Raw genomic sequence first — 16,803 nt, 5'->3', positions numbered from 1 at the left:
GACCAGGAGCTCAGGAGTTGAGGACCTCAGGAGGCGGGCGCGGGGCAGAACTCGGCGTTCAGCACCGAGAGGATCGTCTCCGCGCCGTAGTTGCTGTTGTAGCTGAACGCGAGCTGGTGGCGGCCGTCCTCGGTCAGCGCGGCCAGGGTGAGCCACCCGACCGTGCCGCCGTCGTGGTACCAGAGGGTGGTGCCGCAGCCCAGCGTGAGCCGCTCGATGCCGAGACCGTAGGACGAGCCGGGGAAGCCGGGGTTGTCGACGGTCGTCCGCAGCTGCGCCAACTGCTCGGCGGGGAACAGCTTTCCGCGCATCAGGGCCCCGTAGAACCGGTTCAGATCGGCGGTGCTGGAGATGATGTCGCCGTTGCCCCAGATCTGCGACGTGTTCACCTCGGTGACGTCGTCGATCCGGTCCGGCTGCGCGCCGAACAGCTTGGAGTAGGCGCGGCCGCTCGGCTGGGGCAGCCCGACTGCCGTGCCGGGGTTGGACGTCGCCGTGAGTCCCAGCGGTTCGATGATGCGCCGGCGCACCTCGTCCGCGTACGGCCTGCCGCCGATCTTCTCGACGAGCAACGCGGCCAGGACGTCGTTGGTGTGGGAGAACCCGTGCCGGGCACCGGGCTCGAACAGCGGCTCGTGCGCGAGCGCCACCCGCACCCGCCCCTCGGGCGTCAGGGTGTCGTAGCGGTGCTGGAGATAGCCGTCGCCCATCAGATACGTCTCGGCGAAACCGGTGTCGGCGAGGTAGTCGAACAGCCCGCTGGTGTGGTTGAGCAGCTGGCGCACCGTGATGCGGCTGCCGTGGTTGCCGTTGCCGGTGACCAGGCCCGGCAGATGGCGCTCGACGCTGTCGTCGAGGCCGAGCTTGCGCTCCGCCACCATCTGGAGGAGGACCGTCGCCACGAAGGTGTCGGTGAGGTTGGCGACGCGGAACCGGTCGTTCTTGCCGCGTGGCGCGCCCGTTGTCAGATCGCCCACGCCCGACGCCGACCGCCACACCCCGTCGGCGTCGCGCGCCTCAGCGGTGATGCCGGGGACCCCGGCCGCGACGGCCGCGTCGATCGCCCGCTGCGTCGCCTGGTGCGCGGCCGCCGTGGGGGCCGGGTCCCGCTGTGCGTGGGCGGGGCCCGTGAAGGCGGTGGCGGTGATCGTGAGCGCCGCCAGACCCACCACGGTGGCCCTCGGTCTCTTCCACATGCTCATGTCCCACTCCTGAAAGTCGTGTTGGTGGTTGATGTGCGTCAGTTCCGTACGTGCGGCCTGTTGTCCGCCCGCGCGGTCCGTGCGGTTTATGCGGTCTGTGTGGTCCGCTGTGTACGTGCCGTCGTGCACGCCGCGTCGAGTGCCGCGGTCGCGTCCCGTTCGATCTGCCGGAGCAGCGGTCCGGGGTCGTCCTGGAAGTAGAAGTGGCCGCCGTCGAAGACCCGCAGCCCCAGGAAGTGCGTGGAGTGCTCCCGCCAGCCGGCCATCCGCCCCGGTGTCGCGGAGCGGTCGTCGACGCCGGCGAAGGCGGACAGCGCCACGGGCAGCGCACCGGTCCGCGGGTCGGGCCGCCAGGTCTCCACCAGCCGCAGGTCGGCGCGGATGACCGGGGCGAACAGGGCCCACAGGTCCGGGGCGTCCAGGACCTCGTCGGGGGTGCCGCCGAGCTGCCGCAGGCGGGTCCGCAGGTCGGCGTCGGGCAGGTGGTGGTAGCGGGCTCCCAACCGGGGCGTCTGGGGTGCGGAGCGGGCGGAGACACCGGCCCACACCGGCGGCGGCAGGCCCCGCTCGACGGCCCGCCGGGTGATCTCGTACGTCAGCAGAGCGCCCATGCTGTGCCCGAACAGGGCGTAGGGGCGGTCGGGCCGGGGCGCGATCTCGTGCAGCAGGTGGTCGGCGAGGCGGCCCGCGTCCGCGATCTGTGGCTGGTCCATGAGGAGGCCGTGGCCCGGCGCGTCGAGCAGCCGCACGTCCCAGTCGGCGGGCAGCCCGGCCGGCCAGTCGCGGTACAGCAGGTGTGAGCCGCCGGCGTGGTGCAGGACGAACAGGCGCAGGGCAGGTCGGGTGCTGTCCATCGGTCTCCCTCGGGTCGGGTCGCACGTCTGGGGGGCACGGCACGGCACGCCGCGGCCGGCCCGCCCGAGCCGGACTCGACCGGGCCGCCGGGGGAGCGTCGCTACCGTGAGCAGGTTCGCGAGAGGCGGCTGTGCCCAGGACGACGCAGTCCGGCGGAAGGACGAACCGGTGAACGACGACGCGCAGAGGTCCGACAAAACGCCCGGCCACCCCCATGGCGGCGGCCGCCCGGCACGGGCCGGCGCACCGCCGCTGCGGCTCGCCGGAGCCGACGACGACGCGGCCGTCACGGCCGAGCCGCACATCGTCCGCGGCATCGACTGACGCACCTGCCACTGGCGCACCGGCCGCCCGTACCGACCGGGCGCGGCAACTGCCCTTGTAGGACGCATTGTCGGGCCGGAATTAGTCGGTCCGCACGGCCGCCCGCAGACAGGTCTTCAGACAGGTCCAGACAGGTCCGCAGACAGATCCGCAGACAGGTCCACGGACAGGTCCGAAGGCCGTCCCCGGGCCGCGGACCGGCATCGTGGCACACGATTCCGGCCCGGTACAGGGAATCCCGGCGGGGCACGGACCCCGGCGGACGAACGGGCGGCCGGCGGGCCCGTCGCCCTTGTAGCGCCGATGGCCGGTTCCTTACGGTGACGTCGCAACGCCGCAGTCGCCCCACCGCCGGGTGTCCCGTCGACCGGACACCCGTTCGTTGTCCCGTCGACCGGACAACGCCGAGCGGCGACCTCAGGCCCGGTGCGGTCCCGCACCCGGCCCGGCGGAGCCCCATCCCGAGTCACACCACGACGGTTAAGGACGGTGCCAGTTGAGCACGAACCCCTTCGATGACGAGGCCGGCCGCTTCTGCGTTGTGATCAACGACGAGGAGCAGCACTCCCTGTGGCCGGCGTTCGCCGAGGTGCCCGCGGGCTGGCGGGTGGTCTTCGGCGAGGCGGCCAGGGCCGAGTGCCTGGAGTACGTCGAGAGCCATTGGACCGACCTGCGCCCCAAGAGCCTGCGCGAGGCCATGGCGGCGGACTGATCGCGCCCCCCGGACCGGGAAGACACTCAGAGTTGGGAGATGACGTGGTGACGGGCGCTGTGAGAACCGCGAGCAGGTACAAGACGAGGCCGGTGGGCAGCGGCGGCGAGCCCGCGCAACGGGACGTGGTCCTGTCCTTCGTGGGATCGCAGGCCACGGTCCAGAAGTCGGGGATGGTCTTCCCGCAGAACCTGCCGGAGCGGTCCTGGGAGCAGATCGGGGCCAATCTGCGCGAGCTGGTCAACTCCTCGGCGTGGTGGCTCGCCGACTGGCTGATCTACGGCGAGAGCACCTACGGGTGGCGGCGGTACAAGGAGGCGATCGAGCGGACCGGGCTCGACTACCAGACCCTGCGCAACTACGCGTGGGTGGCCCGGCGGTTCGAGCACCACCGCAGGCGCGACAGCCTCAGCTTCGCCCACCACGCCGAGGTGACCCGGTTGTCGCCGCCGGAGCAGGACTACTGGCTGCGCAAGGCCGAACAGCAGAAGTGGTCGCGCAACGAACTCCGCCGCGCCGTCCGCGCCGCCCTGGCCGCGCAGAACGAGACGGCCGAGATCACCCCGGCCGGCGGCGACGAGCCGAAGGAAGTGGCCCAACTGGCCACGGCGGCGGCCGCCGGGAAGCGCAGGCAGAAGGTCACCACGCTCACCATCGAGCTGTCCGCCGGCCAGCTGGAGTACTACTCCAAGGCCGCGGCCGCGCACGGTCTGCCCGTCGACAAGTGGGTGACCCAGGTGCTCGAGAGCGCCGACGGGCGCACCGCCGGGAAGCGCACGGCCTAGCGGAGCCGCACCGCCCGAAGGGAACACCTCTCACATCGGAGTCAGTTGATGATCCTTCAGGGAAAGCGCGTCGCCCTGCCCCCGGTGCCCGTCGTCCACCGGCGCTTCGAGGAGCACGTGGCGGCCACCCCCGACGCCGTCGCCGTGCACCGGGCAGGCCGGCAGCTGACGTACGCGGAACTGGACGCGGCGGCGAACCGGTTCGCGCACCATCTCGCCGCGCTCGGACACGGCAGGGGAGCGAAGGTCGGCGTCTGTCTCGACTACTCGGCCGACCTGCTCGTCGCCATCCTCGGCACGCTCAAGGCGGGCGCGGCCTACGTGCCGCTCGACCCGGCCTACCCGTCGGCGCGCCTGCGGCTGCTGCTCGGGCAGATCCCCGGACTCGCCCTGATCGTGGCGTCCCCGGACACGGCCGCACTGGTCGAGTCGGCGACCGTCCCGGTCGTCGACCTCGCGGAACTCGCCGACGAGCTGGCCGAACTCCCCGCGACCCGCCCCGACGTCCCGGTCACCGGGGACGACGTGTGCTACGCGGTCTTCACGTCCGGGTCGACCGGCACGCCGAAGCTGACCGCGGTACGGCACGAGGGCTGGTTCAACCTGATGGAGTGGCTGCGGCTGGAATACGGCCTGCACAGCGGCTCCCACCACCTGGTGGTCAGCGCCTTCGGGTTCGACCTCTCCCAACGCGCCCTGATGACACCGCTGTTCTGCGGTGCCACCCAGTACCTGATGGCGAGCCGGAACTTCGACGCCATGCTCGCCCACCGCATGCTGAAACAGCACGAGATCCGTGTGGTGCACTGTGCCTCCAGCACGCTGTACCTGCTGGTGGACTGGGAGACCGCGCGGGGCGGCGACGCGCTGGCCCGGCTCGACTACCTGCTCTTCGGCGGCGAACCGCTCAAGCCCGAGCGGGTCCTGGACTGGGCGCGGCGCCCGGGCACCACCTGCACCCTGCTGCACCAGTACGGCGTCGCCGAGTGCACCGACGTCGCGACGTCGTACGACCTGGCCGACTACCGGCCCGGCGACCACGAGGTCGCCCCGGTCGGCCGGCCCGCCCACAACACCGACATCCACCTGCTCGACGAGCGCTCGCGCGGCGTCGCGCCGGGGGAGCAGGGCGAGATCTGCATCTCCGGAGCCGGCGTCGGCGCGGGCTACCTCGGCGCGACGGGCCCGGAGAACGAGAAGTTCACGACGGTCGTGGTCGACGGCGCACCCCGCAGGCTCTACCGCACGGGCGACCGCGGCTATGTGACCGAGGCCGGCGAACTCGTCGTCCTCGGCAGGATCGACGCGCAGGTGAAGGTGCGGGGCATGCGCATCGACCCCACCGACATCGAGCGCGCGCTCGGCCGGCTCGCCGGGATCCGGGAGGCCGCCGTGGTGGTCACGCACACCGGCGCGGGCGAGGCCGAACTGACCGCGTTCCTCGTCCCGGAGGGCGACGACGCCCCCGCCGACGACGAGCTGCGGGCCCGTCTCCTGGAGACGCTGCCGCGGAACATGGTGCCGGCCCGGTTCGTGACCGTCCCGCGGATCCCGCTCAGCCCGCACGGGAAGGTCGACCGCGCGGCGCTGGCCGCGACGGCACAGCCGGCCGGCCAGGCCGACGACAGAAACGACAGAGACGACGGAGAGGACAGCGATGATCGCCGACAGCGTGCACGCCATCTGGTGCCGGGAGTTCCAGCGCGATGACATCGCGTTCGACGACGACTTCTTCGCCCTCGGCGGACAGTCCCTGATCATGGTCAAGATCCAGGGCGCCTTCATCGAGGAACTGGGCGTCGAGGTCACGATGGACGAGCTCTTCCGCAGTCCCACGGTGGCATCGATCTCCGCGTACATCGAATCCCTGGACGCGGTCGCTCCGTAGTTCCCTTAATTCCGGGGCCGGTCGGTGCAATTCCCGCCGTGTCCCGCCGGCGAGACGCGCCAACTCCCTTTATTCCGCCGGTTTTCACCGGCTAGCATCGAATGCGCGAATGCATTCACCGCACTTACTGCACTCACCGCACGCACGCATTCGCCCATCGAATTCATTCACGGCATTTCCGGTCGTGGCCGCAGTGTGCCAAAAAACTATCTGGTTAGAGAGGCGCCATGTACGACGTGATTGTCATAGGTGCCCGTTGTGCGGGTTCGCCGACGGCCATGCTCTTCGCGCGGCAGGGCTATCGGGTCCTGCTCCTGGAGAAGGCGCGGTTCCCGCAGGACACGCTGTCCTCGCACTACATCCACCAGCAGGGCGTGGCGCTGCTCAACCGGTGGGGGCTGCTCGACCGGCTCCGCGAAGCGGGCTGCCGGCCGATCGACCACCAGAGCTACGAAGCCCCCGGCGTCCGCGTCGACGGCTTCTCGCTGCCGATCGACGGCCTGCGCACCACGTACGCGCCGCGCCGGTACGTGCTCGACCCGATCCTCGCGGACGGCGCGGTCGCGGCCGGCGTGGAGTTCCGGGAGGGCTGCGCGGTCAACGACCTGGTCTTCGAGGGCGACCGCGTCGTCGGGGTCCGGTACACGACGCCCGGCGGCGCCGAGGCGACCGACCGCGCGCACCTCGTCGTCGGCGCCGACGGCATGCGGTCCCTGGTGGCCCGCAAGGCCGGCGCGCCGAACGTCATCGAGCACGCCCGGCTGACCTGCACCTACTACAGCTACTGGGCGGGCGTGCCCGCGCACTTCGAGCTGTACGAACGGCCGGGGCGCTGGATCGGCGTCCTGCCCACCAACGACGACCTCACGCTGCTCATGGCGTACTTCCCGCAGGAGGACTTCGGGCAGGTCCGCAAGGACGTGGAGCCCGCCTACCTCGACGCCTTCCGCACGACGGCACCCGAACTGTACGAGCGGATGCAGGCGGGCGAACGCGTGGAGCAGCTGTACGGCACCGGCCATCAGGAGAACTACTTCCGCAAGGCCTACGGGCCCGGCTGGGCGCTCGTCGGCGACGCCGTGAACCACAAGGACTCCATCACCGCCCGCGGCATCACCGAGGCCTTCGTCCAGGCCCAGTCGCTCACCGACCACATCGGGGACCGGCTGCACGACGACGCCGCGCTCAAGGCGGCGCTGCGGCGCTACGAGAACGACCTCGGGGGCGAGGCCCTCAACCACTACCAGGGCGCGCTCAACGTGGCCGAGCTCAAGCCCGAGGGACGGGCCGAGATGCTCCAGAAGCTGGTCGGCCACCAGGAGTTGATCGACCGGTACTTCTCGACGCTGTCGGGAGCGTGCTCCATCGACGACTTCTACAACGACGAACTGCTGACCCTGCTCGACCAGGGCTGAGCGGCACCCAGCTCCCCGACCCCCCCCGCTGATCCGCCGCTGATCCGCCCTGGTTCCGCCCGCCGATGCTTCCTGGTTCCGCCGATTTGGAGACACAATGATCCCGTTGTCGTTCGCGCAGCGTCGGCTGTGGTTCGTGGACCGCTTCGAAGGCCCGTCGCCGACCTACAACGGCGCATTCGCCCTGCGGCTGACCGGAGAGCTGAGCGTGAGCGCCCTGCGGGCGGCGCTCCGCGACGTCGTCGACCGGCACGAGGTCCTCCGCACGGTGATCGTCGAGGGCGACGACGGCGTCCCCCACCAGCAGGTCCTGCCCGCGGCGGAGACCCTGTGCGACCTGCCGGTCGTCGAGGTCACGCGGGACGGGCGGGCGGCGGCGGTCGACGCCGTGGCCAAGGAGACCTTCGACCTGGCCGCCGACGTGCCGATCCGCGCCCGGCTGCTGCGCACCGGACCGCGCGAGCACACCCTCGTCCTGGTGGTGCACCACATCGCCCTCGACGGGGAGTCCCTCGGCCCGCTGCTGCGCGACCTGAGCACCGCGTACTCGGCCCGCGACGAGGACCGCGCCCCGCAGTGGGAGCCGCTGCCCGTCCAGTACGCCGACTACACGCTGTGGCAGCAGGACGTCCTCGGCGACGAGTCCGACCCCGACAGCCTGGCCGCCCGCCAACTGGCTTACTGGCGCGAGGCGTTGGCCGATCTGGCGCAGCCGCTGGCGCTGCCGACCGACCGCCCACGGCCGCGGACGATGAGCCCCGACGGCGACCTCGTCCAGTTCTCCGTCGACCCCGACCTGCTCGCGGCCGTGGAGCGGCTGGCCGCGCAGCAGGACACCACCGTGTCGATGGTCATGCACTCCGCGCTCGCGGTGCTCCTGCACCACCTCGGGTGCGGCGACGACGTGCCCATCGGCGCACCCATCGCGGGCCGCACCGACGAGGAACTCCGGGACCTCGTCGGCTTCTTCGTCAACACCTGGGTGCTGCGCGTCGACCTCTCCGGGAACCCCACGTTCCGGGAGCTGCTCGGGCGGGTGCGGGACCGGTCCATCGGCGCGTACGACAACCAGGACATGCCGTTCGAGCGGCTCGTGGAGCTGCTCAACCCGGACCGGTCCACCGCCTACCACCCGTTCTTCCAGGTGATGCTCGCCTGGCAGGAGCCGCTGGGGGAGCTGGAGTTCGCCGGCCTCGACGTCGAGGCCGAGACGCTGGAGACCGGCACGGCCAAGTTCGACCTGTTCTTCAACATGATCCCGGACGGCTCGGGCGGCGCGGGAGTCCGCCTGGAGTACGCCACCGCCCTGTTCGACCGGGCCACCGTCGAGGTCCTCGCCGACCGGTTCGTGCGCGTCCTGAGCCGGCTCGTCGCCGACCCGGGGCGCGGCGTCGCGGCACTCGACGTCCTCGACCCGGCCGAACGCGACCGCCTGCTCACGCGGTTCGACGACAGCGCGGGCCAGGACTGCGAACTGACCGTCCCCGAACTCTTCGAGAACCAGGTGGCCAGGACGCCCGGCGCCCCCGCCCTCGTCTGCGACGGCCGGACCCTGACCTATCAGGAGCTCGACGACCGGGCGAACGACGTCGCCTGGCAGCTCGTCCGGCACGGCGCGGGACCCGACGACCTGGTCGTCCTCGCCCTGCCGCGCACCGAGGACCTGGTCGTCGGCCTCCTGGGCATCCTCAAGTCCGGCGCCGGCTACCTGCCGCTCGACCCGCAGTACCTCGGCGGCCGGGCCGAGCGCGTGCTGTCCGAGGCCCGCCCGCGCTTCGCCGTCACCGACACCGCGACGTCCCGGGACCTGCCGCCGCACGACATGACGACCATCGACCTCGACCGGCGCGCCGCGTGGGACGCGCCCGAGGGGGCGCCGCACAACGGCGCCAGGACCTGGCCGCTGGACCCGGACAACCTCGCGTACGTGATGTACACCTCCGGCTCCACGGGCCAGCCGAAGGGCGCGGCCATCACCCACCGCAACGTCGTCAACGGCGTGCGGGAACTGGTGCGCGTCCTCGACGCGCCGCCCGGCTGGCGGATGCTGGCCGGCACCTCCGTGAACTTCGACGTCTCCGTCTTCGAACTGCTCACCACCCTGTCCACCGGCGGCGTCGCCGAACTGGTGCCGAACGCGCTGGCCCTCGCCGAGCGCGACGCCTGGGACGGCCACGTCATCAGCGCGGTGCCCTCGGTGCTCGGCGAACTGGTGGACCACCTGGCGAAGGCGACCGAGGTGCGCACGGTCGTCCTGGCCGGCGACGTGCTCCCCGCCCGGCTCGTCCGGCAGGTGCGCGAGGCCCTGCCCCACGTCCAGATCGTCAACTCCTACGGGCAGAGCGAGAGCTTCTACGCCACCACCTACTCCCTCGCCGCCGCCGACCCGTGGGACGGCGGCGACGTCGCCCCCATCGGCACGCCGCTGGGCAACATGCGCGCCTACGTCCTCGGCCCGGGACTCGCCCCGGCCCCGCAGGGCGTGATCGGTGAGCTGTACGTGGCCGGGACCTGCCTCGGCCGCGGCTACCACGACCGCCCGGGCCTGACCGCCGAGCGCTACGTGCCGAACCCGTTCGGCCCGGCCGGCGAGCGGATGTACCGCACCGGCGACCTGGCCCGCTGGACCGCGCAGGGGCAGCTGGAGTGCGTCGGCCGCGGCGACGGCCAGGTGAAGGTGCGCGGCTTCCGCATCGAGACGGCCGAGGTCGAGGCGGCGATCACCCAGCACCCCGGGATCGGCGAGGCCGTCGTGCTCAGCCGCGAGGTGCCCTCGGGCGGGCGGCAGCTCGTCGCGTACGTGGTGCACACCGGCGAAGGGGCCGTCGGCGACGACGGCGCCGGCGGCATCGGCGACGTGGACGTCCTGGCCGGCGCCTCGTCCGCCGAACTGCGTACGTTCGTCGCGGCACGGCTGCCCGACTACATGGTGCCGTCCGCCTTCGTGGCCCTCGGCCGGCTGCCGCTCGGACCGACCGGCAAACTGGACCGCTCGGCGCTGCCCGAACCGGAGTTCCGCGGCGAGGCCTACCGCGAACCGCGCACCGAGGCCGAGTCCATCATCACCGCGGCCTACGCGGACGTGCTCGGCGTCGACCGGGTCGGCATCGACGACGACTTCTTCGCGGTCGGCGGCGACAGCCTGCGCTCCATCCAGGTGGTGGCGCGGGCCCGGTCCCGCGGCCTGCATCTGTCCACCCGCGAGATCTTCGAGTGCCGCACCGCGGCCCGCCTCGCCGAGGCCGCCGCCGCCCGCCAGGACCTGGTGCCCCGGCTCGCCGAGGACGAGCACGGCGGCGTCGGCCCGCTGCCGCTCCAGCCGGTGGCCCGGCACGTCTTCGAACACGGCGGCGGCACCGACCGGTTCGCCATGTCGATGGTGCTCGAACTGCCCTCGGACATCGACGCGGACGGCCTCGCCGCGACCCTGGACGCCGTCCTCGACCGGCACGACCTGCTCCGCGCCCGGCTGCTGCCCGGCGCCGAACCCTCCCTCGACGTCCGCCCCCCGGGCACCGTCCGGGCGGCCGACCTGATCCACCGCGTCGACTGCGACGGCCGCTGGGACGAGCCCGCCACGCTGGCGGCGGCGAAGGCGGAGCTGGACGCCTCGGTCGGCCGGCTCGACCCGGCGGCCGGCACCATGGCGGACTTCGTCTGGTTCACCGCCCCGTCCGGGCCGGGACGACTGCTCGTCGTCCTGCACCACCTGGTGGTGGACGGCGTCTCCTGGCGCATCCTCATGCCCGATCTCGCCGAGGCCTGGCAGCAGGTCAGGTCCGGCCGGACGCCCGAACTGCCCGAGGTCGGCACCTCCGCCAGACGATGGGCGGCGGCGCTGGCCGACGAGGCGCTCTCCCCGGAACGCGAGGCCGAACTGGCGTACTGGCGCGACCTGTTGGAGGAGCCCGCCCCGCCCATCGGCAGCCGGGCCTTCGACCCCGCGGTGGACGTGATGGGCACCGTCGACACCGTGCGGGTGCAGCTGCCCGCCGACGTCACCGAGGCCGTACTCACCACGCTGCCCGCCGCGTTCAGGGGCACCGGCACCGACGTGCTGCTCGCCGCGCTCGCCCTCGCGGTCGACCGGTGGCGCGGCGCGGACCGCTCCACCCTGGTCCGCCTCGAAGGACACGGCCGCGAGGAGGACGCCGTCCCCGGCGCCGACCTCTCCCGCACCATCGGCTGGTTCACCAGCATGTACCCGGCCCGGATCGACGTGCGCGAGGTCGACCTGGCCGACGTCCTCGCGGGCGGCCCCGCCGCCGGCCGGGCCGTCAAACTGGTCAAGGAGCAGCTGCGCGGCGTGCCCGACAAGGGCCTGGGCTACGGACTGCTGCGCCATCTCAACCCGGAGACCGGCCCGCAGCTCGCCGAACTCCCCGTCCCGCAGATCGGGTTCAACTACCTCGGCCGGATCTCCGAGGCCGACGTGCCCGAGCACCTGCGGGCCGGCGGCTGGGGACCGGCGTCCTGGTCCGCCGAGCTGGTCCCGGCGCCCGACCCCGACCTGCCCGCCCTGTCCGCGCTGGAGGTCAACTCCGTCGCCACCGACACCCCCGACGGCGCCCGGCTCCAGGTCGCCTTCATGTTCCCCACCGGCGTCCTGACCCGCGAGCGGACCACCGAACTCGCCGACCTGTGGGTCGAGGTGCTGCACGGCATGGCCGCCTACGCGGGACGCCCCGGCATCGGCGGACTCACCCCGTCGGACGCCCCGCTCGTCACCGTGCGGCAGACCGAGATCGACGCCTGGGAGGACGGCTACGGCCGGCTGGTCGAGGTGTGGCCGCAGGCCCCCGGCCAGTCCGGCATCCAGTTCCAGGCCGCCCTCGCCGACGGGTCCTTCGACGTCTACCACATGCAGTTCGTGCTGCACCTGACCGGACCCGTCGACCCCGCCCGCATGCGCGCGGCAGGACAGGCCCTCCTCGACCGGTACCCGAACCTGCGCTCCGCCTTCCTCGCCACGGCCGACGGCGACCCGGTGCAGGTCGTCGCCGAACACGTCACCCTGCCCTGGCGCCACCTCGACCTGACCGGGCAGGACGCGGCCGGCCAGGACGCGGCGCTCGACCGGGCGCTCGCCGACGACCGGGCCGACCGGCTCGACCCCGCCCGGCCCCCGCTGATCCGCCTCGCCCTGCTCACCTGCGGGCCGCAGCAGGCCAAGCTGATCCTGACGGCCCACCACACCCTGTTCGACGGCTGGTCCTCACCCCTGGTGATCAAGGACCTGATCCGGCTGTACGCCGAGTCCGGCGACCTCGCCCCGGTCCGCGGCTACGGCGACTACCTGGCCTGGCTGTCCGCACAGGACCGCACCGCGTCGGCCGCCCGGTGGACCGAGGAGCTCGCCGGCTTCGACCAGCCCACCCTCGTGGCCGCCGACACCACCAGCAAGGGAGACAAGGCCGAGGTGTCCGCCCTCGGCCGGGTCGAGGTGCCGCTGTCCATCGACAAGGGCCGCGAACTCGCCCGCCGCGCCGCGGAACTCGGGGTCACCCTCAACACGCTCCTCCAGGGCGCGTGGGCGATCGTCGTCTCGAAGCTGACCGGGCAGCAGGACGTCGTGTTCGGCGCCGCCGTCAACGGCCGCCCGGCGGACCTGCCCGGCTCCGACGAGATGGTCGGCCTGTTCGTCAACACCCTGCCGATCAGGGTGTTCTGCCGCCCCGACCAGAGCCTGGGCGACGTCATCGCCGGCCTCCAGGACCGGCAGATCGCCCTCCTCGACCACCACTACTACGGCCTCGCCGACATCCAGCGCGGCGCCGGACTGCCCGCCCTGTTCGACACCATCGTCGTCTTCGAGAACTACCCGATCGACCGCGAGGGCATCGTCGAGGCCAACGCCTCCGCCGGCTTCACCATCGACGCCATCCGCCCCTTCGCCGGCTCCCACTACCCGCTCACCCTCAACTCCTCCGACCCCTACCTGCGACTCTCCCTCGACTACCAGCGGGACCTCTACGACCAGGGCGCGGCCGAGGAGATCGCCGACCGCCTGGTGCGCGTCCTCGACCAGCTGCTCGACGACCCGGCGACACCCGTCGGCGCCGTCGAGGTGCTCTCCGACGACGAACGGGACCGGCTCGTGCGGCGCGCCAACGACACGGCGCACCCGGTGGCCGGCACCACCCTGCCCGACGCGTTCGAGGACCAGGTGGCCCGCGACCCCGACCGCATCGCCCTCATCAGCGACCAGGAGCAGCTGACGTACGGGGAGTTCGACCGGCGCGCCAACCGTCTTGCGCACTGGCTCGTCGAGCAGGGCGCGGGCCCCGAACGGCTCGTCGCCGTGCGCATCCCCCGCTCCGTCGACCTCATGGTGGCGATCTACGCGGTGGTCAAGGCCGGCGCGGCCTACCTGCCGATCGACACCGAGCTGCCCGACGACCGGGTCCGGCACGTGCTGGACAGCGCCCGCCCGCTCCTCGTCCTCGACGCGGACCTGCCGGACGTGACCGGGTACCCCACGACGGCCCCCCGGCGTGCCCTGACCCCGGACCACGCCGCGTACGTCATCTACACCTCCGGCTCCACCGGCGGCCCCAAGGGCGTCCAGGTGACGCACAGGGCCATCACGAACCGGCTCCGCTGGGGCCTCGCGCACTTCGGCGTCGGGGCCGACGACCGGGTGCTGCTGAGCACGTCGGCGAGCTTCGACGTGTCCGTGCCTGAGCTGTTCGCCCCGCTGCAGGCCGGCGCGGCCGTCGTCATCGCCCGTCCCGACGGGCGCCGGGACCCGGCCTACCTCGCCGAGCTGATCCGGCGCGAGCGGGTGACCGGCGCGGACTTCGTACCGTCGCTGCTGGAGGCCTTCGTCGCCGAACCCGCCGCCAAGGCGTGCGACAGCCTGCGCTGGATCGAGGTCGCGGGCGAGGCCTTCCCGCCCGCGCTCGCCGACCGGGCCGCCGACGTCCTGCCCGGCTGCGGCGTGCACAACCTCTACGGACCCACCGAGGCATCGGTCGAGGTCACCGCCTGGCAGCACGAGCCCGGCGCGGACCGCGTGCCGATCGGCACCCCCGTGTGGAACACCCAGGTGTACGTGCTGGACGCGGCGCTGCGCCCGGTCCCACCGGGTGTGGCAGGCGAGCTGTACCTCGCCGGCACCGGCCTCGCCCGCGGCTACCTCGGGCAGACCGCGCTCACCGCGCACCGGTTCGTCGCCTGCCCCTTCGGCGACCCCGGCACCCGGATGTACCGCACCGGCGACGTCGTGCGATGGAACCGGGACGGCCAGGTCGAGTACCTCGGCCGCGCCGACTTCCAGGTGAAGATCCGCGGCTTCCGCATCGAACTCGGCGAGATCGAGCAGGTGCTGACCGGGCATCCGGACGTCGGCCACGCGGTCGCCGTGGTCCGCGAGGACCACGCCGACGACCAGCGGCTGGTCGCGTACGTCGTGCCGGCCGACGGCACCACGGACCCGGCCGGGCTCGACCCGTCCGCCCTGACGGACCTGGCCCGCGCCCACCTGCCCGAGTACATGGTCCCCTCGGCGATCGTGCCGCTCGCCGAACTGCCCACCACCCCCAGCGGGAAGCTCGACCGGCGCGCCCTGCCCGCACCGGACCACACCGCCACCGCGACCGGACGCGGGCCGCGCAACCCCACCGAGGAAACCCTGTGCCGGCTGTTCGCCGACCTGCTCGGCGTGGCGGAGGTGGGCATCGACGTCGACTTCTTCGACCACGGCGGACACTCGCTGCTGGCCACCCGGCTGATCGGCCGCATCCGCAGGGAACTCGCCGTCGACGTCAAGGTCACGACCGTGTTCCGCCATCCGACCGTCGCCCAACTGGCGGAACAGATCGCGGAGTTGGCCACCACGTCGAACCGTCCCCGGCTGCGCCCGATGCTGCGCCCGACGAACGTGTAGGAGTGCGTCGATGATCCCGTTGTCCTTCGCCCAGCGCCGGCTCTGGTTCCTCCACCGCCTGGAAGGCCCGTCCGCGACCTACAACATCCCGTTCGTGCTGCGCCTGGACGGGCCGCTGGACACGGCGGCCCTCACCGCGGCGGTGACCGACGTCGTCACCCGCCACGAGAGCCTGCGCACCCTCGTCGTCGAGAACGCGGACGGCACCCCGGAGCAGCGGATCCTGCCGCCCGAGGAGGCCGCCCTCCAGTTCCGGGTCGTCGACGTCGCGCCGGACGCGGTCGACGCCGCGACGCAGGAGGCCGCGTGCCGGGGCTTCGACCTGGACACGGAACTGCCCCTGCGGACCACGGTGCTGCGCCTGGCACCGCAGGAGCACGTGCTGGTGTTCGTCTTCCACCACATCGCCGCGGACGGGGCGTCGATGGCGCCGTTCCTGCGGGACCTGCTGTCCGCGTACGAGGCCCGCCACCGGGGCAGCGCCCCCCGGTGGGCCCCGCTCGCCGTGCAGTACAAGGACTACACGCTGTGGCAGCGCGAACTGCTGGGCGACGAGGACGACCCGCAGAGCGTCGCCGCCGCCCAACTCGACTACTGGCGCCAGCAACTGGCCGGCTCCCCGCAGCCCGTCCAGCTGCCCCTCGACCGGCCCCGGCCGACCGCCGCCGACCACCGCGGCGGCCACGTCGACTTCGCCCTCGACCCGGACCTGCTCACCGGCATCGGGAAACTGGCCGCCGAACGCGGAGCCACCGCGCCGATGGTCGCCCAGGCCGCACTCGCGGTGCTCCTGCACCACCTCGGCGCCGGCCACGACCTGACGATCGGCAGCCCCATCGAGGGCCGCGCCGACGAACAGCTCGACGACCTCATCGGATTCTTCGCCAACACCTGGGTGCTGCGCGTCGACCTGACCGGCAACCCCACGTTCGGCGACCTCCTGGAACAGGTCCGGGAGCGGGCCCTCGCCGCGTACGACAACCAGGACGTGCCCTTCGAGCGCCTCGTGGAACTGCTCAGCCCGGACCGCACCACCGCCTACCAGCCGCTGTTCCAGACGATGCTGGCCTGGCAGTTCGAGTGGTCGCAGATCGAGATACCCGGCCTGCGGGTCACCCCCGTCCCCGCGGGCACCGGGACCGCGAAGTTCGACCTGTTCCTCAACATCGTCCCGGCCCCGTCCGGCGGCGCCTACGGACGGCTCGAATACGCGACGGAACTGTTCGACCACACCACCGCCGAGAGCCTCGTCGACCGCTACGTGCGCGTCCTGCGGCAGGTGACCGCCGACTCCGGGACCCGGCTCGGCGGCATCGACGTGCTCACCGACACCGAACACGACCGGCTCGCCCGGCTGTCCGGGACGACCGAGCCGGTGCCCGCCGCGACCGTGCCGGAACTGGTCGCCGCCCAGGTGGCGCGGACCCCCGACGCGACCGCCGTGGTGTCCGGCGACACCACGCTGTCCTACGCGGACCTCGACGCCCGCGCGGGCCGGCTGGCCGCGGTGCTGCGCGACCGCGGCGTCGGCCCCGACGTCCTGGTCGCCGTGGCCCTGCCCAGGACCGCCGACCTGGTGGTCGCCCTGCTCGCCGTCCTCAAGGCGGGCGGCGCCTACCTGCCGATCGACCCCGGCTACCCGGCCGCGCGCGTCGGCCTGCTGCTCGCCACCGCCGAACCCGCGCTGGTCCTCACCGACTACCGCACGGCATCGGCCGTCGCCGGCTGCCCCAC

The 16,803-nt window shown here is 72.7% G+C and carries 10 protein-coding genes; 8 read left to right on the top strand and 2 right to left on the bottom strand.

The genetic code is table 11. The features are described 5' to 3' along the window. Window positions 1–26: 26 nt before the first annotated feature. A complete protein-coding gene (locus M4J07_RS17285; RefSeq protein ID WP_255972831.1) occupies window positions 27–1,202 on the bottom strand; it encodes a serine hydrolase domain-containing protein in 1,176 nt (391 codons plus the stop codon). 86 nt (window positions 1,203–1,288) lie between these two features. Then, complete coding sequence (locus M4J07_RS17280; protein WP_255972829.1) at window positions 1,289–2,056, bottom strand: thioesterase II family protein; 768 nt, start codon at window positions 2,054–2,056, stop codon at window positions 1,289–1,291. 169 nt (window positions 2,057–2,225) lie between these two features. Between M4J07_RS17280 and M4J07_RS17275 the strand changes: the two genes are divergently transcribed. The 8 genes from M4J07_RS17275 to M4J07_RS17240 all read left to right on the top strand — a co-directional run. After that, a complete protein-coding gene (locus M4J07_RS17275) occupies window positions 2,226–2,381 on the top strand; it encodes a hypothetical protein (protein ID WP_255972827.1) in 156 nt (51 codons plus the stop codon). A gap of 496 nt (window positions 2,382–2,877) precedes the next feature. Then, a complete protein-coding gene (locus tag M4J07_RS17270) occupies window positions 2,878–3,093 on the top strand; it encodes an MbtH family protein (RefSeq protein WP_255972825.1) in 216 nt (71 codons plus the stop codon). A gap of 59 nt (window positions 3,094–3,152) precedes the next feature. Further along, on the top strand, window positions 3,153–3,878 hold the full coding sequence (locus M4J07_RS17265) for an LmbU family transcriptional regulator (protein ID WP_255972823.1): 726 nt from the start codon (window positions 3,153–3,155) through the stop codon (window positions 3,876–3,878). A gap of 48 nt (window positions 3,879–3,926) precedes the next feature. After that, window positions 3,927–5,588 carry an amino acid adenylation domain-containing protein gene (locus M4J07_RS17260; RefSeq protein ID WP_255972821.1) on the top strand — a complete coding sequence of 554 codons (1,662 nt, stop codon included), beginning with the start codon at window positions 3,927–3,929 and terminating at the stop codon, window positions 5,586–5,588. Further along, window positions 5,536–5,766: an acyl carrier protein gene (locus M4J07_RS17255; RefSeq protein WP_255972819.1), complete on the top strand. Its 231-nt coding sequence runs from the start codon at window positions 5,536–5,538 to the stop codon at window positions 5,764–5,766. The genes M4J07_RS17260 and M4J07_RS17255 overlap by 53 nt, the downstream gene beginning before the upstream one ends. A 227-nt stretch (window positions 5,767–5,993) precedes the next feature. Continuing rightward, a complete protein-coding gene (locus M4J07_RS17250; protein ID WP_255972817.1) occupies window positions 5,994–7,181 on the top strand; it encodes an NAD(P)/FAD-dependent oxidoreductase in 1,188 nt (395 codons plus the stop codon). Window positions 7,182–7,278: 97 nt separating this feature from the next. Further along, on the top strand, window positions 7,279–15,069 hold the full coding sequence (locus M4J07_RS17245) for a non-ribosomal peptide synthetase (RefSeq protein WP_255972815.1): 7,791 nt from the start codon (window positions 7,279–7,281) through the stop codon (window positions 15,067–15,069). Between the two features lie 10 nt (window positions 15,070–15,079). Next, window positions 15,080–16,803, top strand: a 1,724-nt coding sequence (locus M4J07_RS17240; protein WP_255972813.1) for a condensation domain-containing protein, incomplete at its 3' end; no start/stop codon positions are given.

The organism is Streptomyces longispororuber (genome assembly GCF_024448165.1).
GTDB lineage: Bacteria > Actinomycetota > Actinomycetes > Streptomycetales > Streptomycetaceae > Streptomyces > Streptomyces longispororuber_A.
This window is presented reverse-complemented; position numbering and strand designations above follow the sequence as displayed.